21 protein-coding genes are annotated in these 21,690 nt (G+C 70.3%); 9 read left to right on the top strand and 12 right to left on the bottom strand.

Features of this window, described 5'->3' with window-relative positions:
- Window positions 1–80: 80 nt before the first annotated feature.
- Window positions 81–728, bottom strand: coding sequence for a disulfide bond formation protein DsbA (locus JHY01_RS21235; protein ID WP_205327697.1), 648 nt, complete (start codon window positions 726–728; stop codon window positions 81–83).
- Between the two features lie 184 nt (window positions 729–912).
- Here JHY01_RS21235 and JHY01_RS21230 point away from each other — a divergent pair, with 184 nt between their 5' ends.
- Window positions 913–1,725: a helix-turn-helix domain-containing protein gene (locus JHY01_RS21230; protein WP_205327696.1), complete on the top strand. Its 813-nt coding sequence runs from the start codon at window positions 913–915 to the stop codon at window positions 1,723–1,725.
- A 167-nt stretch (window positions 1,726–1,892) separates the two neighbouring features.
- On the opposite strand, the gene truB is transcribed toward JHY01_RS21230, so the two are convergent.
- The 4 genes from truB to JHY01_RS21210 all read right to left on the bottom strand — a co-directional run bounded on the left by truB (window position 1,893) and on the right by JHY01_RS21210 (window position 5,287).
- Window positions 1,893–2,825, bottom strand: coding sequence for a tRNA pseudouridine(55) synthase TruB (gene truB / locus JHY01_RS21225; protein ID WP_307814515.1), 933 nt, complete (start codon window positions 2,823–2,825; stop codon window positions 1,893–1,895).
- A 228-nt stretch (window positions 2,826–3,053) separates the two neighbouring features.
- Window positions 3,054–4,379: an MATE family efflux transporter gene (locus JHY01_RS21220; RefSeq protein ID WP_205327695.1), complete on the bottom strand. Its 1,326-nt coding sequence runs from the start codon at window positions 4,377–4,379 to the stop codon at window positions 3,054–3,056.
- The gene (rbfA, locus tag JHY01_RS21215) at window positions 4,376–4,822 is read right to left on the bottom strand and encodes a 30S ribosome-binding factor RbfA (protein ID WP_205327694.1); all 447 of its coding nucleotides are present in this window, start codon (window positions 4,820–4,822) and stop codon (window positions 4,376–4,378) included. Before rbfA ends, JHY01_RS21220 begins: the two co-directional genes overlap by 4 nt.
- Before the next feature lie 168 nt (window positions 4,823–4,990).
- Window positions 4,991–5,287: a DUF503 domain-containing protein gene (locus JHY01_RS21210; protein ID WP_205327693.1), complete on the bottom strand. Its 297-nt coding sequence runs from the start codon at window positions 5,285–5,287 to the stop codon at window positions 4,991–4,993.
- A gap of 155 nt (window positions 5,288–5,442) precedes the next feature.
- Between JHY01_RS21210 and JHY01_RS21205 the strand changes: the two genes are divergently transcribed.
- From JHY01_RS21205 to JHY01_RS21195, 3 genes are all read left to right on the top strand, one after another.
- The gene (locus JHY01_RS21205; RefSeq protein ID WP_205327692.1) at window positions 5,443–5,973 is read left to right on the top strand and encodes a DUF6069 family protein; all 531 of its coding nucleotides are present in this window, start codon (window positions 5,443–5,445) and stop codon (window positions 5,971–5,973) included.
- Window positions 5,974–6,064: 91 nt separating this feature from the next.
- Window positions 6,065–7,330 carry a sensor histidine kinase gene (locus tag JHY01_RS21200; RefSeq protein WP_205327691.1) on the top strand — a complete coding sequence of 422 codons (1,266 nt, stop codon included), beginning with the start codon at window positions 6,065–6,067 and terminating at the stop codon, window positions 7,328–7,330.
- A complete protein-coding gene (locus JHY01_RS21195) occupies window positions 7,321–7,968 on the top strand; it encodes a response regulator transcription factor (protein WP_205327690.1) in 648 nt (215 codons plus the stop codon). The genes JHY01_RS21200 and JHY01_RS21195 overlap by 10 nt, the downstream gene beginning before the upstream one ends.
- Window positions 7,969–8,074: 106 nt before the next feature.
- On the opposite strand, the gene JHY01_RS21190 is transcribed toward JHY01_RS21195, so the two are convergent.
- The 5 genes from JHY01_RS21190 to rimP form a co-directional block, all read right to left on the bottom strand.
- Window positions 8,075–9,523: a methyltransferase gene (locus JHY01_RS21190; protein WP_205327689.1), complete on the bottom strand. Its 1,449-nt coding sequence runs from the start codon at window positions 9,521–9,523 to the stop codon at window positions 8,075–8,077.
- The gene (gene infB, locus JHY01_RS21185) at window positions 9,524–12,454 is read right to left on the bottom strand and encodes a translation initiation factor IF-2 (RefSeq protein WP_205327688.1); all 2,931 of its coding nucleotides are present in this window, start codon (window positions 12,452–12,454) and stop codon (window positions 9,524–9,526) included.
- An 80-nt stretch (window positions 12,455–12,534) separates the two neighbouring features.
- Window positions 12,535–12,882: a YlxR family protein gene (locus tag JHY01_RS21180; protein ID WP_374199564.1), complete on the bottom strand. Its 348-nt coding sequence runs from the start codon at window positions 12,880–12,882 to the stop codon at window positions 12,535–12,537.
- 1 nt (window position 12,883) lies between these two features.
- The gene (nusA, locus tag JHY01_RS21175) at window positions 12,884–13,918 is read right to left on the bottom strand and encodes a transcription termination factor NusA (RefSeq protein WP_205327687.1); all 1,035 of its coding nucleotides are present in this window, start codon (window positions 13,916–13,918) and stop codon (window positions 12,884–12,886) included.
- A 74-nt stretch (window positions 13,919–13,992) separates the two neighbouring features.
- Window positions 13,993–14,454, bottom strand: a complete 462-nt coding sequence (gene rimP / locus JHY01_RS21170; RefSeq protein WP_205327686.1) for a ribosome maturation factor RimP — start codon at window positions 14,452–14,454, stop codon at window positions 13,993–13,995.
- 84 nt (window positions 14,455–14,538) lie between these two features.
- Here rimP and JHY01_RS21165 point away from each other — a divergent pair, with 84 nt between their 5' ends.
- From JHY01_RS21165 to JHY01_RS21145, 5 genes are all read left to right on the top strand, one after another.
- Window positions 14,539–14,934 carry a hypothetical protein gene (locus JHY01_RS21165; RefSeq protein WP_205327685.1) on the top strand — a complete coding sequence of 132 codons (396 nt, stop codon included), beginning with the start codon at window positions 14,539–14,541 and terminating at the stop codon, window positions 14,932–14,934.
- Complete coding sequence (locus JHY01_RS21160) at window positions 14,931–15,344, top strand: DUF4439 domain-containing protein (protein ID WP_205327684.1); 414 nt, start codon at window positions 14,931–14,933, stop codon at window positions 15,342–15,344. The genes JHY01_RS21165 and JHY01_RS21160 overlap by 4 nt, the downstream gene beginning before the upstream one ends.
- A 113-nt stretch (window positions 15,345–15,457) precedes the next feature.
- Entirely contained in the window at window positions 15,458–16,051 is a 594-nt protein-coding gene (locus JHY01_RS21155; protein ID WP_205327683.1) for a PadR family transcriptional regulator, read from the top strand.
- Between the two features lie 21 nt (window positions 16,052–16,072).
- Window positions 16,073–16,795 (top strand): ABC transporter ATP-binding protein, encoded by a 723-nt coding sequence (locus JHY01_RS21150; RefSeq protein WP_205327682.1) that lies wholly within the window; start codon window positions 16,073–16,075, stop codon window positions 16,793–16,795.
- Between the two features lie 13 nt (window positions 16,796–16,808).
- Window positions 16,809–19,625, top strand: coding sequence for an ABC transporter permease (locus JHY01_RS21145; protein ID WP_205327681.1), 2,817 nt, complete (start codon window positions 16,809–16,811; stop codon window positions 19,623–19,625).
- A 145-nt stretch (window positions 19,626–19,770) separates the two neighbouring features.
- Here the strand turns inward: JHY01_RS21145 and map are convergent, their stop codons facing one another.
- Together map and JHY01_RS21135 are read right to left on the bottom strand one after the other, a co-directional pair.
- A complete protein-coding gene (map, locus tag JHY01_RS21140) occupies window positions 19,771–20,667 on the bottom strand; it encodes a type I methionyl aminopeptidase (protein ID WP_205327680.1) in 897 nt (298 codons plus the stop codon).
- Window positions 20,668–21,115: 448 nt separating this feature from the next.
- A complete protein-coding gene (locus JHY01_RS21135; RefSeq protein WP_205327679.1) occupies window positions 21,116–21,646 on the bottom strand; it encodes a hypothetical protein in 531 nt (176 codons plus the stop codon).
- Between the last annotated feature and the right edge of the window lie 44 nt (window positions 21,647–21,690).

The following is a 21,690-nucleotide window of genomic DNA, read 5'->3' as shown; positions in this document are numbered from 1 at the left end:
CATCGCGCGGGGCCCGATCGCGTCCGGGCACGCCGACGCCCGCAACGCATTCGCGTTGCGGGCGTCGGCGTTCGTTCCGCCTAGAGGTCGGCGGTGAGGTTGTCGAAGTTCGGGCCGTCGGTGCGCGAGCGCTTGAGCTCGTAGAAGCCCGGCGTGGTGGCCACGGCGTAGACGCCGTCCCAGAGCTTCGCGGCCGCCTCGCCCATCGGGGCGGGGGTGACCACGGGCCCGAAGAGGCCGACCTGCACGCCCTCGTCGTTCTGGACCGCCACGACCGGCGTGCCGACGTCGGTGCCGACGAGGCCGATCCCCCGGTGGTGCGAGGCCTTGAGCGCCTCGTCCCATTCCTCGGTCTTGCCGGCCTCGGCCAGCTCGAGAGGCAGGCCGGCGGCCTCGAGCGCGGCGGGGATGTAGACCTCGGAGTCCTTCTCACCGCCGAGGTGGATGCGGTTGCCGAGGGCGGTGTAGAGGCGCCCCAGGGTCTCGTTGTCGTACTGCTGGGCCACGGCCGTCGCTACGCGCACCGCCGGGACGGTCTTCGGCAAGAGGTCCTGGTAGAACTCGGGGAGCTCGTCCAGCTTCGGCTCGTTGAGCACCCAGAGGCTCATCACGTTCCAGCGGACGTGGATCGGACGGAGCTTCGCGGCCTCGAGGATCCAGCGGGAGGTCATCCACGCCCAGGGGCAGGCGGGGTCGAACCAGAAGTCAACAGTCTTGGTTTCAGCCATGGGCACTACACTACTTCAAATTTAAACAAGTTTCCCGGGCGGTTTCGCCCCTATGATCGAGACACACTGTGGAACCACGATAAAAGGGATAAACTTGCCGTCGATGCTGGTGAATACGCGACAAGACGACATAACGGGCCGCTTTTTCGCGCCCGCCCCGGAGCCGGCCCCGCACGACGGCCCCTTGATCGAGATCCTGACGCTCGCGCGCCTGCGCTCGAGCGGCGACGCTCCCGCTCTGGCGCGTCCCTTCCGGTCCGACCGGCACTGCCTGCTCACCCTGACCTCGGGATCGATGCGGCATTCGGTCGACTTCACCGAGCACGCCCTCGCCCCGGGTCAGTGGCTGTGGGCGCGGCCGGGACAGGTGCAGCAGTGGGGCGGCCTCGAACAGGCCGAGGGCACCGTCATCCGCTTCGCCACCGGGTTCCTGGACCCTGACACCGCGATCGGGGTGTGCGTCGACGACCCGCACGCGCCGGTGGTGCGCGTTCCCCAGAACGACGACCACGCGCTGCTGCGCGCCGCGACCACGCAGTTGCAGTGGGAGCACTCGGCCGACCGACTGCCGTACGACACCCGGCTGCAGGTGCTGCGGCATCTGCTCGCGGTGCTGGTTCTGCGGGTCGCGAGCCTGCCCGCGCCGCAGGCCGGGCCGGACCCGAGCGAGGTGTACCTGGCGTTTCGCGATGCGGTGGAACGGGACTTCGCGAACTCGCGGCGGCTCAGCGATTACGCGGAGGCGCTCGCCTACTCCCCCAGGACCCTCTCGCGAGCGACGCTCGCGGCGGCCGGGATTCCGGCGAAGGAGTTCATCGACCGCCGGGTCATCCTGGAGGCCAAGCGAATGCTCGCGTGCTCCCCGATCCCGGCGGCCCGCATCGGCGAACGGCTGGGGTTCAGCAGCGCCACCAACTTCAACAAGTTCTTCGCCCAGCGAACCGGCATGACCCCGATCGCCTTCCGCAGCGAAGCGGCCTCGCCGAGACTGGTCTGACCAGACCCGCCACAGTGTCATCGAACTGCGAGGACACTGCGATGTCAGACCCGTGCGGGAGCGTCGTCCCTCGCTTGAGGCGGATGCGGCGGGGAGGGGCACGCACGGCCGCCCCGCGGTCCTGCGCCGCCGGGTCGCGCAGCACGACCCGCGCGACCCACACGGTCTCAGCTCGCGGCGGCGAAGACCGTCTCGGGCTTCGCCTTGTCGCCCTGCTCGACCATGACCGCGAGCAGCGCGCCGCCCTCATCGAGGACCGCGTAGCGTCCCTCGATGCCGGCCGCGTCGAGCGGCTTGCCGTACGACAGCGCCTTCGCCTCCGCTTCGGTCGCCGTGCGCGTCGGCATCAGCCGCGCGGCCGCCTCGCCCATCGCGAGCGTGCCCAGCGGCCCGCCCGCCTCGGACCGCTCCGCCAGCGCTTCCAAAGTAGCGGCACTATCGATCCCGAAACCACCGATCCTGGTGCGCCGCAAAGCGGTCAAGTGGCCGCCCACGCCGAGCGCATCGCCGAGGTCCCGCGCGATCGCGCGGATATAGGTGCCCGAAGAACAGGAGACGTCCACGTCCACGTCCACGAACGCGCCCTCGCGCCGGATCGCCTCGACCTCGATCGAAGCGATCGTGACCCGCCGGGCCTTCAATGCGACCGTCTCGCCCTCGCGCACGCGCTTGTAGGCGCGCTGGCCGTCGATCTTGACCGCGCTCACCGCACTCGGCACCTGGTCGATCTCGCCGGTCATCGCCGCGAGACCCTCGCGGACCGCGGCGTCCGCCACCGCCGAGGCGTCGGCGCTCGCGGTCACCTCGCCTTCGGCGTCGTCGGTGACCGTGGCCTGCCCGAGCCGGATCGTCGCAGCGTAGGACTTGCCCAGGCCGGACACGTACGTCAGCAGCTTGGTGGCCTTGCCGACCGCGATGATGAGCACGCCGGTCGCCATCGGGTCGAGGGTGCCGCCGTGCCCCACTTTGCGGGTGCCGCAGATGCGGCGCATCCGGGACACCACGCCGTGCGAGGTGATGCCCTGCGGCTTGTCGACGACGATGAGGCCCGGCTCGACCGGGCGGGCGGGTTTCGCGGATCTGGGCGGCACTGTGGTCACGGTCGTAGAGGCTAACCGCGCCTCGGACCGCGCCCGCCGCGCGGGTGGCTACTGGTGCCGGTCGAGCGATTCCTGAAGGGCGCGCAGAGCCTCCGCCTTCTCCTCGTCCCAACTATCGGGACGGGTACGGCGCTTCCGTCGAGTCGATGAAAGAGTCTTCATCCTCGAGACCTTAACGAAGGTTCAGGCGACGTTTCGCGCAGAATTCACATAGTGGGATGAGAGTTCTCAGTCGCGCTCGGCGCCGGTGACGGCCCAGTCACCCGAACGCAGCCGCCAGAGGATCATGCCGAGGCGCACGAGCATGAACACGGCGATGCCGCCCCAGATGCCGGTGAGGCCCCACCCGAAGACGAGCGTGAGCCACGTGAACGGCAGGCCGCTCGCGATCGAGATGACGGTCATGTTCCGCATGAACCGCAGGTCCCCCGCGCCGATGAGCACGCCGTCGAGCGCGAAGACCACGCCCGCCACCGGCAGCAGCACCACGAGCCACGGCCAGATGTGACCGAGCTGGTCGTGAACGCTCGCGGAGGCCGTGAACAGGTCCGGGAGGACCGGCAGCAGCGCGAGGATCACGAGCAGGAAGACCGCGCCGTAGCCGAGGCCCACGATGGTCAACCGCTTCGCCGAGGCCCGAGCGGCGGCGGGCCTGCCCGCGCCGAGGTCGGCGCCGATGAGCGCCTGCCCCGCGATCGCCACCGCGTCGAGCGCCAGCGCCGCGAAGAACCACAGCTGCATGCCGATCTGGTGGGCGCCGAGCGCGGCCGTGCCGACGCGGGCGGCCACGGCGGTGGCGGAGAAGGAGCTGACCTGGAAGGCGATGCCGCGGATGATCAAGTCGCCGTTGGCGACGAGCTGCTTCGACATGAGCGCCCGGTCGATGCGGAGCGGGACGCCTTCGCGCCGCAGCGCGAGGAGGAACAGCACGCCGGAGGTGGCCTGCGCGACGGCGTTGGCCCAGGCGGAGCCGACGAGGCCGAGTCCGACCGGGTACACGAGGATCGGCGCGAGAGCGGCCGAGAGCAGGAAGGAGGCGGTCACGAACCACATGGGGCGCTTGGTGTCCTGCACCGCGCGCATCCAGCCCTGGCCGGCGCCGGCCACGAGCAGGAACGGTGCGCCGAGGACGGCGACGCGCAGCCATTCGGCGGCCGCGGTCTCGACGGCCGGGTCGTCGCCCATGAGTCCGGCGACCGGGCCCGCGAGGAACTGGAAGGCCACGATCATGGCGAGGCCGGCGGCCAGCGCGAGCCAGGTGCCCTGGACGCCTTCGGCCACCGCGCCGGGCCGGTCTCCGGCGCCGTATCGGCGGGAGGCCCGGGCGGTGGTGCCGTAGGCGAGGACCGCGCCGATGAACGGCGCGAGGCCCATGATGACGCCGCCGAGGGCGAGGCCGCCGAGCGGGACGGCGCCGAGATGGCCGACGACGGCCGTGTCGATCAGGAGGTAGATCGGCTCGGCGGCGAGCACGACCAGGGCCGGGATCGCGAGGGACGCGATGCGCCGGTACGAGGCCGGTCGCGGTGCGACGTCCCGCGAGGCCGGGGTCACCGGGTGGACTCTTCCGAGTCCTCCTCTTCGTCCTTCTCTATGTACGGGTTCTCGTCGCCCGCGTAGGTGGCGCCTTCGGCGATCTTGTGGACCTCGGCATCGGCCGCGGCGGCCTTCGCGAGGAGCTCTTCGATGCGGTTGGCCTGGTCGGGGACGGTGTCGGCCACGAAGGTGAGGGACGGCGTGTGCCGCATCCCGAGGGCGCGTCCGACGGTGGTGCGGAGGTGCCCGGTGGCGCGTTCGAGCCCGGCCGCGGAGGCCTTGACCGCTTCGTCGTCGCCGAGGACGGTGTAGAAGACCGTCGCTTCGCGAAGGTCCGGGGTCATGCGTGCGTCGGTGATGGTGACCATGCCGACCCGGGGGTCCTTGAGCTTGCGCACCGCCTGGGCGGTGAGCTCCATGACCCGCTTGGACACCTGGGCCCGCTTCGACGCGTCTGCCATCGCATTCCTGCCTTCCGCTTCACGCGCACCTCGATTCGGATGCGCCATAGTCATTCACGGCCCTGAACCGCCTCGGCGACGCTTGCGAGCCGTGAATCGGCCCCGACGGGGCCGCTCTGCGACTCGCCTCTCGGGCGAGCCGCTACTGGTCCTGCTGTTCGACCGGCGCTATTCGTCTTCTGGGCCGAAGACGCGCCGCCGGACCTTCAGGAGTTCCACTTCGGGTCGTCCCGCGATGTGGTGCTCGCAGGCGTCCAGGAGCTCCTGCACGTGCCGGTTCTCGCCCGCCACGGCGGCGACGCCGATGGTGGTGCGGCCGTGGACGTCCTGGTCGCCGACTTCGGCCACCGCCACCTCGTACTTCCGCAGCGAGGCGACGATCGGGCGCACGTAGGAGCGCTTGGCCTTCAGTGAGCGGGAGTCCGGTGGGAGAAGGAGATCGAATTCTGCGCATCCGGTGAACACCGCTCTAGATTACGCGCCGCCCCTGACATCCCCAAGATCTTTTCAGCTGCCGGAAAACAACGGTTTCGCGACCTCCATCACGGGTAACTGCCACCATGAGGCCGAGAAGCGAGCCGTTTCGGGCGGTTCGCGAGCTTCGCCGAGAAGGAGGAACCATGTCGGCACCGCAAGGCGGTTGGGCCGGGAACCACGACCCGACGAGGCAATACCCGGTGGGGGCCGAGGCGCACCCGGGATCGCAGCGGCCGTCGGTCGACGCCGCGAAGCTATGGGCCGGCGGGTTCGGCACGGCCGTGGTCGCCGCGCTGGTCGCGCTGGTGGGCATCCTGCTCGTGCGCGGCGTCTTCGGCATCCACATCCTCTCGCCGTCGGATGCGGGGGCGTACGGCGACGCGACCACGACGACGTACGCGTTCGGTGCGTTCGGGACCGCGATCCTCGCAACCGGGGTCGTGCACATGCTGCTACTGCTGATGCCACGGCCGATGAGCTTCTTCATCTGGATCATGCTGCTGGTGATCGCGGTGGGCGTGCTCATCCCGTTCACGGTCGTGGCCGATCTGGAATCGCAGATCGCGACCGCCGGTCTGAACTTCGTGATCGGGATCTGCATCATGAGCCTGCTGAACTCCGTGGCCGGGATCGCGACGCGGGAGCCGCGCGGGCCGGGAGCCGGTGTCGGCTAGGAGCGCTGCCGCGTGCGGTAGGGCTGTCCCTACCAGGAAGACGCAGGACGGCCGGGTCGCGGTGGCGACCCGGCCTTCCTAGTGTTGACGCATGCGAACAACCCTGAGGCAACTGGGAGTCGACACCGGCTATCTGCTGTCGATGTTCTTCATCGCCTTGCCCGCCTTCATCATCGGCGTCACCGGCACGGTGCTCGGCGTCGGCACCGCCGTCATCTGGATCGGCGTGCCCATCGCCGCCGCCACGCTCTTCGCGATGCGCGGCATGGCGGCCGCCGGCCGGTCGATGCTCCCCTCGGTGCTGCGGCGTGACCTGCCCCGTCCTCGCTACAAGCGCGCCCGCGAGGACGCGTCCGCGCTGCGCCGGTACCTGACCGTGCTCACCGACGGGCAGTCGTGGCTCAACGTGCTGTGGGCCGTCGCGGCCCTGCCGATCGCGATCGTGGGCTTCGTGGTCGCGATCGTGTGGTGGTCGGTGACCGCCGCGACCCTGCTCTACCCCTTCTACAACTGGATCATCGAGGCCGCGGTCGGCGGCGACAGCGACGACGGTCTCCACTACGCGACCGAATGGCTCGGCTGGGGGGCGTCGTACGGGGCCCGGTCGGTCCTGGCCGTGATCGGCGGCGTGATCATGGCGCTCACGCTCATCCCGGTGCTGCGCGGTCTGGCGCTGGCGCAGGGCTACGTCGCCAAGGGGATGCTCACCTCCATCAGCGGCCTGCACGAGCGGATCGACCAGCTCGAGGAGTCTCGGAACGCGGCCACTTCGGCCGAGGCCGACGCGCTGCGCCGGATCGAGCGCGACATCCACGACGGCCCGCAGCAGCGGCTCGTGGGCCTGGGCATGGAGCTGGCCCGCGTCAAGCGCCAGCTCGCCACGAACCCCGAAGCGGCGCAGGCGACCCTGGAGGCCGCGATCGCGCAGACCCGGGAGACCATCGACGAGCTCCGCTCGCTCTCGCGGGGCATCGCGCCGCCGATCCTCACCGACCGGGGCCTGGACGCGGCACTCGCGGCCCTCGCGGCGCGCTCGCTCGTGCCGGTCGAGTTGGAGACGAACCTCAACGGCCGCTACAAGGCCAGCGTCGAGAGCACCGTCTACTTCGTCACCGCCGAGTGCCTCACCAACATCGCGAAGCACTCGCGGGCGACCAAAGCGACGATCGCGGTCGAGGACTGGGGAGATAGGCTGGTGCTCTCGGTCGGCGACAACGGGATCGGGGGCGCGCACGTCTCGAAGGGGCACGGGCTCTCGGGTCTCACCGACCGGGTCAAAGCCGTCGAGGGCCAGTGGACCATCGACTCCCCCGACGGCGGTCCGACCGTGATCGTCGTGGAGGTTCCGTGCGTGTAGTGGTGGCCGATGACGCAGTGCTCATCCGCTCAGGGCTGGTCAGGCTCTTGGCGGAGTTCGGCTGCGAAGTGGTCGCCGAGGTCGGCGACGGCGACGCCCTCGTGGAGGCCGTCGCCGAGCACCGGCCCGACGTCTCGGTGGTGGACGTGCGGATGCCGCCGTCCTTCACCGACGAGGGTCTTCGGGCCGCGACCCGCGCCCGGGAGCTCGTGCCGGGCGCGCCGGTGCTCATCCTGAGCCAGTACGTGGAGGTGTCCTACGCGGACGACCTCCTCGCGGACGCCCGGGGCGCGGTCGGCTACCTGTTGAAGGACCGCGTGATCGACGTCGACGACTTCATGGACTCGCTCAAGCGCGTCGCCGGGGGCGGCACGGTCTTCGACCCCGAGGTCGTCTCCCAGCTCATGGTGCGCCGCAGGAAGAACGACCCGGTCGCGACCCTCACGCCGCGAGAGAAGGAGGTCCTGGGCCTCATGGCCGAGGGCCACTCCAACAAGGCGATCGGCAAGAAGCTCTTCATCTCCGACGGCGCGGTCGAGAAGCACATCCGCAACATCTTCACCAAGCTCACACTGAGCAGCGAGGACGGCGACCACCACCGCCGCGTCAAAGCGGTCCTCGCCTACCTGCGGTCCTGACGGGCCTCAGGCTGCGCCGACCTTGGCGTGCCGGGCTTCGACCACGGGGTGCCGGAGGGCGTTCGAACACCGTCGCAGGGACACGCGGGAATGCGAGCCGGCACCGCTAGTGCAGGAATCCTCGTTCGAGGAGATGCCGGATGAACGGGTACAGCTGCGCGTAGAGCATCGCGGGCTCCGCGCCGTACGTGTCGGCGAGGAGCTGGACCTGAAGGCGCACTTCGGATCCGCCGTTGCAGGCACCCAGGAACGCGACGACGAGCGGGTCCAGTTCCTCGGCGTAGCGCATGCCGTTCGCCTGCTGTAGCCATTGGCGGTCGACGTCCCAGCCTGCCTCGCCGATCGCGGCGCTCTGCCGGAGCACCACGCCCTCGGCCACGCGGAGCTTCGCGCGCCACAGCGTCTCGGGTTCGAGGTCCCTGCCGCGCACCGCGAACCAGTCCTCGACGCGGTCGCTCCAGGGCGTCTCGACCGAGTGGCGGACCGTCTCGCACACCACGGTCGTCGGGCCTTCGATCCGGCGGGCGTTGACGAAGCCGAAACCCACGCCTTCGACGGCTCGCCGGTCGAACCAGTCGAGCCAGGCCGCGGCCTGCTCGGCGTCGTGGGTCTCGCCTGAGTCGCGCTGCCAGGTGCGCACGTAGTCGAGCGGGTCGAGGCGCTCGCGCTCCACGACCCAGACCTGGAGGCCCTCGTCCGGGAACCAGCCCGCGACGCGCTCGGACCAGTCCTCGCCCGTGACGTGCAGCCAGTTCGCGAGGAACTGCATGGTGCCGCCAGGGTGCAGCAGATCCGCCGCGGCCCCGGCGAGCTCGGCGGCGATGCCGTCGGCTTCGCGGCCCCCGTCCCGGTAGGTCCAGCCCGAGCCGGGCGTGGCGATCACGAACGGCGGGTTCGCGACCACGAGGTCGAAGCGGCGACCCTCCACGGGAGCGAGCAGGTCGCCTTGCAGCAGTTCGATTTCCATGCCGTTGACGACGGCGTTCAGCGCGGCGAAGGCCACCGCGCGTTCGCTCAGGTCGGTGGCGGTCACGGCTGCGGCGTGGCCGACCAGGGCCAGGGCTTGGACGCCGCATCCGGTGCCGAGGTCGAGGGCGCTGCCGACCGGGGCGCGGAGGGTGGCGTCCATGAGCAGCTTCGAGGCGCCGCCCACGCCGAGCACGTGGTCGCGCATGCGGCCGCCCGTCGTGTTCGGGAGCTGGTCCGAGAACAGCAGCCGGTCCCCGTCGAACTGGGCGCCCCAACCCGCCGCGACCTCGCCGGCGGGGCGGGCGCGATCCCGGGCCTCGATCAGGCCGCAGTCGAGCGCCTCATCGAAGGTGAAGGGCGCCAAAGCGGCCGACGCGGCGTCGGCGGGGACCGGCACACCGATCACGAACAGGCGCGTCCACACCCCGAGGCGGTCGTCCTCGCACTGCGCGAGGAGCGCCCGGTAGTCGCCGCGGTCGGCCGCGGCCATCGCTGTGCGACCGTAGACGGCCGACAGCGCGGCCCGACGGAAGCCCCGAAAGGCCTCGCCGAGCCGCGCTGCGGCCTCGGTCTCGAGGAGCCGCACTTACGCGCGCGGCTTCTCGCGCATCTCGAAGGCTTCGATGATGTCGCCCTCTTCGATGTTGTTGTAGTTCTTCAAGGTGAAACCGCACTCGAAGCCCTCGCGGACCTCGGTCGCGTCGTCCTTGAACCGGCGCAGCGACGAGATGGTCGTCTCGATGACGACGTTGCCGTCGCGCATGAGGCGCACCTTCGCGTTGCGCTTGATCGAACCGCTCGTGACCAGCGCACCGGCGATGTTGCCGAGCTTCGAGGAGCGGAACACCTCGCGGATCTCGGCGGTACCGAGCGCCACTTCCTCGTACTCGGGCTTCAGCATGCCCTTGAGCGCGGTCTCGATCTCCTCGATCGCCTGGTAGATGACCGTGTAGTACCGGACGTCCACGCCTTCGCGCTCGGCCATGTCGCGAACGCGACCCTCGGCCCGCACGTTGAAGGCGATGATCGTCGCCGACTCGCCGTCGCCCGCCGCGGCGAGGTTGACGTCGCTCTCGGTGATCGGACCGACGCCGCGGTGGATGACCTGCAGGTGCACTTCCTCGGGGATCTCCAGCGCGACCAAGGCCTCTTCGAGGGCCTCGACCGAACCGGCGCCGTCGCCCTTGATGATGAGGGAGAGCGTGGTGCGCTCGCCTTCGGCGATCTTGTCCATGAGGTTCTCGAGCGTGGTGCGCGAGACGCGGGACGCCTGCTGCGCCGCGCGGCGGCGAGCCTGCCGCTGCTCGGCGATCTGGCGGACCATGCGGTCGTCGTCGGCGGCGAGGAACACGTCGCCCGCCATCGGGACGGACGCGAGGCCCTGCACCTGCACCGGGAACGACGGGGTCGCCTCGGTGACGCGGTTGCCGTCGGCGTCGTGCATCGCACGGACGCGGCCGTGCGCGCCGCCGGCGACGATCGAGTCGCCGACCCGCAGCGTGCCCTTCTGGACCAGGACGCTCGCGACCGGGCCGCGGCCCTTGTCGAGGTGCGCCTCGATCGCGATGCCCTGCGCGTTGCCCGACTCCGACGCTTCCAGTTCGAGCGAGGCGTCGGCGGTGAGCAGCACCGCTTCGAGCAGTTCCGCGATGCCGATGCGCGGCTTGGCGGCCACGTCGACGAACATGGTCTGCCCGCCGTACTCCTCGGCGACCAGGCCGTACTCGGTCAGCTGCTGGCGGACCTTGCCCGGGTTCGCGTCGGGGAGGTCGGTCTTGTTGACCGCCACCACGACGGGAGCGCCCGCGGCGCTGGCGTGGTTCAGGGCCTCGACCGTCTGCGGCATGACGCCGTCGTCGGCCGCGACCACGAGCACCACGATGTCAGTGACGTTCGCACCGCGAGCACGCATGGCAGTGAACGCCTCGTGGCCCGGGGTGTCGATGAAGGTGATCGCGCGGTCTTCGCCCTCGTGCTCGACGTGCACCTGGTACGCGCCGATGTGCTGGGTGATGCCGCCCGCTTCGCCGGCCACGACGTTGGAGCTGCGGATCGCGTCCAGCAGCTTCGTCTTACCGTGGTCGACGTGACCCATGACCGTGACGACCGGGGGACGCGCGACGAACGTGTCCTTGTCCTCGGCGTCGAGGTCGATGCCGAACTGCGAGAGCAGCTCGCGGTCCTCTTCCTCGGGGGACACGATCTTGATGTCCCAGTCGAGGTGGGCGCCCAGGAGCTCGAAGGTCTCCTCCGACACGGACTGCGTGGCGGTCACCATCTCGCCCAGGCCGAACAGCTCTTGGACGAGGGTGCCCGGCAGGGTGCCGATCTTGTCGGCGAAGTCGGAGAGCGACGCGCCGCGGGCCAGGCGAATGGTCTCGCCGTTGCCGCGCGGAGCGCCCGACTGCATCCTCGGCGCTGCGAGGTTGTCGAACTCCTGGCGACGCTGACGACGCGACTTGCGGCTCTTGCCTCGGGGGCCGCCGCGACCGAACGCACCGGCCGCACCGCCGCCGCGGGCCTTGCCGCCGCCGCCTGCGCGACCGCCGCCGCCGCGGTACGGGGCCGGCGCACCGGTCGAAGGACCGGAACCGCCCGCGCCACCGGCGCCACCGGCGGCACCGCCACCGGCTCCGCCGAACGTGCCGCGGTAGTTGCCGCCGCCACCGCCCGGACGACCGCCGCCGCCGCCACCGGGACGACCGCCGCCGCCGGGTCCGCCGCGACCGCCGCCGCGGGCCCCGCGGGGTCCGCCGCCGTCACGACCGCCGCCCGCGGGACGACCGGGCATCATGCCCGGGTTCGGCCGCGGGGGCATCATGCGCGGGCTCGGACGGGGACCGCCCGGGCGCTCGCCGCCGCCGTCAGCGGCAGCGGGACGCGGCTTGGCACCGGCGTTGCCGACGCCGAACGGGTTCTTGGGGCCCGGCTTCGGGCCGCCCGGACGGGCGGCCGGAGCGGGCTTCGGGCCGGGCTTCGGAGCGGCGGCGGCGCGTTTGGCGGCCTCGGCCTGCTCCTGCTGGCGCTTGACCAGTTCCTCGGCGCGCTTCTGCTCCGCGGCCACCTCGATGTCGCGGGCACTCGTGGGCTTGGCTTCGGCCGGGGCCGGCGCGGGGGCCGGCTTGGGCCCGGGCTTCGGCGCGGCCGCACCCGGCTTCGGGGCGGCCTTCTTCACGGCCTTCTTCGCTTCGGCTTCGGCCTTCGCCTCGGACTTGGCGTCCTTGGCCTCGACCTTGGCCTGCATGATCTTGGACGGGCTCGGTGCCGCCGGGCGCGGGCCCTTGGGGGCCGCCGCCTTGGCGGGCTCGGGCGTCGGGGACTCCGTCTTCCCGGCCGACGCTGCCGGGGCGCCCTGTGCGGCGTCGTATTCCTGCCGCAGTCGACGCGCGACAGGCGCCTCGACCGTGCTCGACGCTGACTTCACGAACTCGCCCATGTCACCGAGGCGAGAGAGCAGTTCCTTGCTCGTCGTGCCCAGTTCCTTGGCAAGTTCATGTACGCGGGGCTTTGCTGCCACTGCACTCCTCAATTCGAGGTCGTACGGGCAGCGCCCGCCGACCTTATCTACCGACTAGCAACGTGTTCATTCGCAGAACTTCATCGCGTGGTCTTCATTCGGTCTCTACCTGCTTCGTGTGCGGGAGTCGGCCTCTCGGCCGACTCCGACTCGACATGGGTTCGCACCGCTTCAACGTCTACCGCTCCCTCGATTCTGAGGGCTCGGGCGAACGCACGCTTACGAACTGCCTGTTCAAGGCAGTTCAGGTCGTGGTGCACATGTGCTCCGCGGCCGCTGAGGCGGCGCTGCGGGTCCGGAACCAAACGGTTCGGGGAGCCCTCAGAGCGTTGAACGACGACGCGCAGCAGCTCAGCGGCCGATGCGCGTCTACGGCATCCCACACAGGTGCGGACTACCGCTGCGTCACGTTGCGATCCGCTAATCAGTCTACCTCCCGGAGCGCCGAGCGCCACCGGCCGGGCCGGTCTCCTCCTTCGCGCCACCGGAGACATGCGCGTCGGACTTGATGTCGATCCGCCACCCCGTGAGGCGCGCGGCGAGGCGGGCGTTCTGGCCTTCGCGGCCGATCGCGAGCGAAAGCTGGTAGTCCGGGACGATCACCTCAGTGGAGCGCGTGGACTCGTCCACCACCCGCACCGACAGGGTCTTCGCCGGGGACAGGGCGTTCGCGACGAAGCGCGCGGGGTCCGCGTCCCAGTCGACGATGTCGATCTTCTCGCCGCCGAGCTCGCTCATCACGGCGCGCACGCGCGAGCCCATCGGGCCGATGCACGCGCCCTTCGCGTTGACGTCCTTCGTTGTGGCGCGCACCGCGATCTTGGAACGGTGACCGGCCTCACGTGCGATGGCCGGAATCTCCACCGCGCCCTCGTCGATCTCGGGCACCTCGAACGCGAACAGCTTCTTCACCAGGGCGGGGTGCGTGCGCGACAACGTGATCTGCGGGCCGCGGGCGGTGCGGTTCACCTGGATGACGATCGCGCGAATCCGCTTGCCGTGCTCGTAGTTCTCACCGGGGACCTGCTCGTTGAGGGGCAGGGTGGCCTCGATCTTGCCGAGGTCCACAGTGACGATCCCGCGCTCGTTGCGCTCTCCGTGGGCCTGGACGACACCGGTGACGATGTCGCCCTCCTTGCCGGAGTACTCGCCGTAGTTGACCTCGTCGGCGGCCTCGCGCAGCCGCTGCAGGATGACCTGCTTCGCGGTCTGGGCGGCGATGCGGCCGAAACCCTCGGGGGTGTCGTCGCGCTCCGAGACGACTTCGTCCTCTTCGTTCAGCACCGGCACCAGGACATTGGCGATACCGCTGTCACGGTTCACCACTACTCGCGCGCGCTCATCGGCCCCGGGGGTGTGCTTGTAGGCGGTCAGCAGCGCCGATTCGATAGCGCCGAGGATGGTCTCGAAAGGGATGTCGCGCTCGCGTTCCAGCGACCGCAGCGCGGCCAGGTCGATATGCACCCGTACTCCTTAAGTCTTGAGTTGTCCTCACCGCGGCCGTTCAAGGCGTGCGAGCCGCGTCTTCGAGCAGACGCTCATCTCAGCTCGATCTGCACCTTGCCGGGCCCCAGCTCGGCATAGGTAGCCGAGCGGCGCACGCCGTCGGCTTCTAGTTCAATCCCCCGCTCGCTGGCGGCCGTGACGCGCCCGGTGACGGGCTCCTCCCCGATGTGCACGGCTACCAAGCGCCCAATATTACGCCGCCAGTGCCGAGGCTCGGTCAGCGGACGGTCCACGCCTGGCGAGGACACTTCCAGGGTATAGGGGGTGTCGGCGAAGGGCCCGCCCGTGGAGTCCGACTCGTCCAGGGCCTTCGAGCAGGCTTTCGAGACAACCGCCACATCGTCCAGGCTGATCCCGCCGTCCTTGTCGACGAGGACGCGGACGAGCACCCGCCGACCGGCCTTGGTGACCTGCAGCCCCTCCAGGTCGAACCCGACCTTGGCCACGGCCGGGGCCAGGACCGCCTCTACCTCGGCTTGCCGCTCAGAACCCATGCGCACTTCCCCTCCAAGATGCCTGTTCGGCCGAGATTAACCGCCCGGGGACAGAATGGAAAGGCGGCCTGGGAAACTGGGTGGGTGTTCACGACCCGACGCGGACTCCTGGTCGGGGCGGCCGTTCTCACGGCCGCCGGATGCACCCGGGAGACGGCGCACATCATCACGTCAGACGCGGACCTCACCGCCGCGCTCCACACCGCGCGCACACTGGCCGCGGCCGCCGAGGCACTGGGATTCGGCGACTTCGCCGAAGACCACCTGACCCACGCCGCCACATTGGAGCGACTCCTGCGGCCCAATGTGGTCGCCGACGAGACCGGCGAGCTCCCGGCGGACCCCGCCGCACTCGCCGAGGCCGAATCCTCGGGCAGCCGGGAGGCGGGCGACGCCTGCCTCACCACTGATTCGGACTACGCCGTGGTACTCGGCGAGATCGCGGCCTGCCGCGCCGCCCACGCGGCGGTGCTCACATGACCGCAGTGGACACCGGCCTCGCCGCCGAATACGCGGCGATCTACGCCTACAGCGCCGCCGCCGTGCACCTGGACGGCGACCCCCGCTGGATCGCCGAAGAGCTCGAGGCCGAGCACCGTTCGAGGCGCGACGCGCTGCTCGACTTCTACGACGAGCACCAGCTCGAGGCGGCCCCTTCCTTGGCGGGCTATGACATCGAGCCGATCAGCGACGCCGCGGCGGCCCAAGAGCTGCTGCTCGCCGTCGAGACCGACGTGACCACCGCGTGGCGGGCGGGCGTGGCCTCGTCCGAGCCGAACGAGCGGGAGATCTGCCTGCGCATGTACGGCGAGTCCGCGGTGACGCTGGCACGCTGGCGGCTCGCGCTCGGCCGGCCCGCCGCCGACCCCTGGCCCGGCCGGCCCGAGTAGTTCCGGCTCCGTTCACCTTTCCGCCGTGCCCTGCGCCCCCATGCTGCATACCAGTTATGCCATACTCGGTATCTCTCCACTTGGAGAGATCCAGTAGCAATACGAGGTCGCACATGAGTGTCAAACACAGCCTCCTCGCGCTGCTCGAACGGGGACCCGCATACGGCTACCAGCTGCGGGCCGCGTTCGAGAGCGCCACGGGGAACACCTGGCCGCTCAACATCGGACAGGTCTACACCACCCTCAACCGGCTCGAACGCGACGAGCTCGTCGAGGCCCTCCCGGAGAACGACTCCGGCCAGCGCCCGTACCGGATCACCGACACCGGCCGCCGCCACCTGGCGGGCTGGTTCGCCTCGCCGGTGCAGGCCGCCGACCGGCCCCGGGACGAGCTCACGATCAAACTGGCGCTGGCGGTGACCACGCCCGGCGTGGACGTCACCGACGTCATCCAGCGGCAGCGGGGGGCGACCCTGCGCCTGCTGCAGGAGTACACGCGGCTCAAATCCGCCGAGGAGCACGCGGAACTGGCCTGGCGGCTGGTGCTTGAGTCGATGATCTTCCGCGCCGAAGCGGAGATCCGCTGGCTCGATCACACCGAGGCCGTCGTGGCCCGGGCCGAGCTGCCCGCGCCGTTCCCCTTCGCGGTCGGCGAGCCCGACCCGGCGGAAGCGACGCCCGAACTCAACCGATCCCGAACCAACTGAGAGAGAACGCGGTACCCCCCTATGACCGTTCTGCACCTGCAAGGCGTGAGCCGCACCCACGGCACCGGCGAGAACCTCGTCCACGCCCTCGTCGACGCCGACCTCACGATCGAGGCCGGTGAACTCGTCGCCATCATGGGGCCCTCGGGGTCCGGGAAGTCGACGCTGCTCAACCTCGCCGGGGGACTCGACGCCCCCACCTCGGGCGAAGTGCTCGTGGAGGGCACCGTCCTCGCCTCGCTCAACAAGAAGCGGCTCGCGGCGCTGCGGCGGCGCAGCGTCGGCTACGTGTTCCAGGACTACAACCTGGTGCCGAGCCTGACGGCCGCCGAGAACGCGGCGCTGCCGCTGGAACTGGACGGGCTCTCCGCGGGCAAGGCCCGCAAACTGGCGCTCGCCGCGCTGGAGGAGGTCGGGCTCGACGTCAAGCAGGCCGACAGGTTCCCCGACGAGATCTCGGGTGGGCAGGCGCAGCGCGTCGCCATCGCGCGGGCCCTCATCGGCGAGCGGCGGCTGGTGCTCGCCGACGAGCCGACCGGCGCGCTCGACTCGCACACCGGCGAGGAGGTGCTGAAGCTGCTGCGCCGCCGCTGCGACGCGGGCGCGGCCGGCCTGCTGGTCACCCACGACGCCCGCCACGCGGGCTGGGCCGACCGCGTGGTGTTCCTGCGCGACGGCAAGATCGTCGACTCCTCCGCGCCGCTGGCCGGGGCCGACAGCCTGCTCGAAGGCGCAGGTTCCTGAGGTGGGGAGACTGGTGGCGAGCCAACGACTCGCTTTCAGGATCGCGCGCCGCGAAGCGCTGCGATACAAGGGACGGTCGGTCCTCTCGATCACGCTGCTGGGGCTGCCGCTGCTCGGCGTCGCGATCGGCGCCTCCGCATACGACACGGCCACGCTGTCTCCTGAGGAGACCGCGATCCAGTACCTCGGCGAGAACGACGCCTACATCTCCGCGGACAATCCCGGGGAGCCGCTCACTCAGTTCACCTGGGACAGCCAGTACCCGTGGTGGGAAAGCGAGATGACCGAGGACGACGGCGAGCCGGGGACGATCACCGAGATGGGCGTGCTCGCCGAGTTGCCGCTGGGTTCTCGGATCACCCCGTACAGCTTCTGGAACGGGAGCGAGCAGCGGGCGCAGGTCGAGACCCCCGACGGCATCGGCGACATCGACGTCCTCGGCTACGACCTGACCGACCCGAACTACGAGGCCGCGGGATTCACCTACCTCGACGGGTCGGCGCCGATCCGCGACGAGGTGGTCCTCAGCGAGGACGCGGCCTCGTACCTGGAGGTCGGCGTCGGCGACTCGATCACGATGGTCCATGGCGGCGCGGACGAGGAGTTCGAGGTCAGCGGGATCATCGAGATCCCCTGGGACATCAACGGCCGCTATGCGATCGCCTCGTTCTTCCCGACCGAGGCCAGCGGGTGGCTGGTGGACACTCCCGAACCGTTCACGTATGAGGACGCGCTGGCGCTCAACGAGGCCGGGATGACGGTGTGGGCGACCTCGCTGATCGACCGACCCTCGACGATCCCCGCCGAGTACGGGTACTCCGTGACCTACTTCGACGAGGCGACGCTCACGCTCTACGTCCTCCTCGTGGTGGTCGTGGTCATGGAGGTCATCCTCCTGGCGGGGCCCGCGTTCGCCATCAGCGCCCGGCGGCGCACCCGCGAGTTCGCGCTCATGAGCGCCACCGGCGCGACCCCGAAGCAGATCAGGACGATCGTCCTGGCCGGCGGCGTCCTGTTCGGCGTCATCGCGGCCGTCGTCGCGGTGCTCCTGGGCATAGGCGTGGTCGCGGCCGGACGGCCGCTGCTCGAACAGATCGTCGGCTACCGCACGCCCGGGCTGCAGGTGCTGCCGTGGCTCCAGGGGGTGCTCGTCGCCGCCGCGATCGTCACCGGTCTGCTCTCGGCGCTCGCGGCCGCGATCAGCGCCTCTCGCATCAACGTCGTCGCGGCCCTCATGGGACGCACGCCGGGCCGCAAGGGCTCGAAGCTCTGGCTGCTGATCGGGCTGGTCATGGTCGGCGGGGGCATGGTCGCGGGCTTCGCGGGCATCACGATCTGGAGCATGCCGCTCATGGCGGGCGCGATCGTCCTGCTCCAGCTGGGCCTGGTGGCCTGCACGCCGGCGCTGCTCGCGCTCACCGCGAAGCTCGGCCGCTGGATGCCGCTCGCGCCGCGCATGGCGCTGCGGGAGGCCGGACGCAACCGAGGCTCGGCCGCCCCGGCGATCGCGGCGGTCCTCGGCGTCGTAGCGGGAGGCATGGCCTTCAGCATGACCATCGCCGCCAACAACGTGCGCGGCGAGGCGCTGAAGGAGCACCTGCTGCCGCAGGGGGCGCTCACGCTGACCATGTGGAACGACAGCGAGGATTACGACCCGGAGACCGGGATGCCGATCGGCGATCCCGCTTGGGAGGAGGGGCTGGCGGAGTCGGAGGCGAGGCTCGGCAAGCACCTCGACGAGCTGGAGATCACGAAGATCCAGATCTCTGAAACCGATGCGACCTGCGGCAGGGAGGACGTCGATCCCGAGAATTCCTACTGCAGCGTGGCGATGACCAGGCCCGCCGAGAACAGGTGCTCGTTCTGGGAGACGGAGACGCATACCGAGGAGCAGATGCTGGCGGCGGTGGCCGCGGCCCGGGAGGACCCCAACTGCAACGAGACGGGGGACGGGTACGGCTTCTACGAGGTGCCGACGTCCGCCGACCCCGATGTGGTCGCCGCCTACAGCGAGCTCGAAGGCGATGAGCTCGATGCGGCGGTGGCGCTCCTCGAGGACGGCGGCGTCCTGATCTCGGACGCGCTGTCGCTCACCGACGAGGGCACTGTGGTCTTCGAGCAGCGGATCGAATCCTGGGACGAGGAGACCGGCGAGGAGACCGAATCGGAGGCGACCGAGATCGAGCTGCCCGCGATCGTGGTCGACGAGAACCTGCTGGGCTACAGCAAGGTGCTGCTCAGCCCGGGCGCGGCCGAGCGGCTCGGCATGACCGAATCCCTCTGGAGCCGGCAGTATCTCGTCTCGACCTCGACCGTGGTCGACAGCGCGGTCCGCGAAGCGATCTCGTCGGACCTGAACGCCGAGATCGCGGACGGCGACATCTCGGCGAACTTCCGGGTGACCGACTACACCGACCTGACGTCGTTCTACATGATGCTCGCCGTGGCCGGGCTGTGCGCGCTGATCACGCTCGGGTCGACGGCCGTGTCGACCGGGCTCATCATCGCCGAGCAGCGGAAGGACATGACCACGCTCGGCGCGGTCGGCGCCGCTCCGGGGCTGCGCAAACGGTTCGCGATGTGGCAGACCATCATGATCGCCCTGTTCGGCTCCGCGCTCGGCACGGTGGCGGGGGTGATCGGGTACGCGCTCATCCGCCAGGCCCTCAACCGGAGCTTGATGAACCAGTACCCGTTCCAGGTCCTCTACACGTGGGAACTGCCGTGGACCAGCTTCGCGATCATGGTGGTGGCCGTGCCGGTCCTGGCCGCGATCGGGGCGCTGCTCTTCACCAAGGCGCGGCTGCCGAGTGAGCGGCGGCTGACGTAACACTCCAAGGAAGCGAAGGGCCCCGGCACATGTTCGTGCCGGGGCCCTTCGTCCGTCTGGGGAGGCGGCACCGGCTCAACCCCTCGGAGACATCGGCATCTCTCTGACCGGCGCCGCCCTGCCCAGCCTAGAAACCCGATGCAACTCAACGCTTGTCGTCGGGGGTGCCCGCCGGAACGCCGCTGGAGGGCATGGTGAGGACCTCGAAGCCGTCGTCGGTGACGAGCAGCGTGTGCTCGAACTGGGCGGTCCACTTGCGATCGCGGGTGACGGCGGTCCAGCCGTCGTCCCACATCTCGTGCTCGGCGGTGCCGAGGTTGATCATCGGCTCGATCGTGAAGGTCATGCCGGTCTCGATCTCGACTTCGAGTCCGGGGTTGTCGTAGTGCGGCACGTAGAGGCCGGAGTGGAAGGCCGTGCCGATGCCGTGGCCTGTGAACTGGCGGACCACGCCGTACCCGAAGCGGTTCGCGTAGGCCTCGATGACCTTGCCGACCACATTGAGCTGGCGGCCGGGCTTGACGGCCTTGATGCCGCGCCACGTGGCCGTCCAGGTGCGCTCCACGAGGTCGCGGGCCTCCTGGGAGACGTCGCCCGCGAGGAACGTGGCGTTGCAGTCGCCGTGGACGCCGCCGATGAAGGCGGTGATGTCGATGTTGACGATGTCGCCGTCCTGGACCACGGTGGAGTCGGGGATGCCGTGGCAGATGACCTCGTTGAGCGAGGTGCAGCAGGACTTCGGGTACTCGCGGTAGCCGAGCGTCGACGGGTAGGCGCCGAGGTCGCACAGGTACTCGTGGACGATGCGGTCGAGCTCGTCGGTGGTGATGCCGGGGACGACGGACTTGCCGACGGTCTCGAGGGCGTCGGCGGCGATGCGGCCGGCGACGCGCATCCGTTCGATCGTCTCGGCGTCCTTGACCTCTGAGCCGGTGAACGGCGTGGGCACGGGCTTGCCGACGTACTCGGGCCGCTCGATGGCGTCGGGGACGCTCCTGCGGGGGCTCTGCCTGCCTGGGCGCAGCGCGGGACGGGTTTGCATCGGTCAAGCCTAACCGGAGTGGCGCGCGGGACCGGCCGGGGCGAAACGAGTGAGCCGCAGACCGCCCGGAGCCTCCGTTACCGAGACGACGCGGAAAGGCGCCTCCGCGCACACCAAAAACGCTTGCGTTCCGGCTCGTCAGGCAGCATCCTGAGGAAACCGGCGAACCCGTGTCCGAGCACTTCGGAACGGGCCTGTCCGGGACCCCGCACGACTCTCCGAGGATGCTCAGGCCTCCCCTGCCGAGCCGGCGCGGGGCGCGGCTCCCGCAGGAGTTCCACGGCCCGGCTCAACCCGGGCCCGGTGTACGACACCTCCCGCGGTCGAGCGCCCCGCCTGACCAACCCAGGCGGCGTGCAGTCGCCCCGCGTCGGCTCACCGCACCCACCTGCACGCGTGAGGGCCCGCAGCCTTCGCATCGGCCGCGGGCCTTCACGAACGCTGAGCATTATGCGGCTTCGAGCGCCTTCGTGGGCACTTCCGCGCCCGATTCCGCGGCGGCCACCGCATCAGAGGAGGACACCTCCTGCGCCAGCCGCTCCCAGAGCATCCCACCGGAATGCGCGAGCGCGCCGACGATCGAGGGGACGAACGGCAGCACCCAGTCGGCGAGGAACCCCGAGTGCGGCATGTTCAGCACGAGCATGGCCGATCCGGCGCACAGCAGGCCCTGCAAGGTGCCGCGCCAGGCGGCGCGGGTCCCGTCCACGACGGCTTCGCGGCGCTCGGTCGCCGGGTCGTGGAACTCCGAGAGGCCCGCGGCGTCGCGCCGACCCAGGTAGGCGCCGACGACCGCCTGAACGGCGGTGCCCGAGATGACCGCGGCGAGGAGGCTGTTCTTGGTGACCACGAAGATCAGGACGAACAGCAGGCCGCCCCCGAGAACGGTCAGCACGCCCCTGATCCAGTCGATCTTCTCGCCGGGGTACCAGTAGTACTTGGTGACGCCCTCGGAAATCTGTCGTTCGAACTTCCCCATGCCGGTCGCTCCCCTTTCGCGGACGCAGCCGTCGAGCTGCGCTT

Origin of the sequence: Glycomyces sp. YM15, assembly GCF_016918015.1 — a bacterium.
Taxonomy (GTDB): domain Bacteria; phylum Actinomycetota; class Actinomycetes; order Mycobacteriales; family Micromonosporaceae; genus Glycomyces.
The sequence above is the reverse complement of the archived record's forward strand: the minus strand, read 5'-3'. Positions and strand labels throughout refer to the sequence as shown.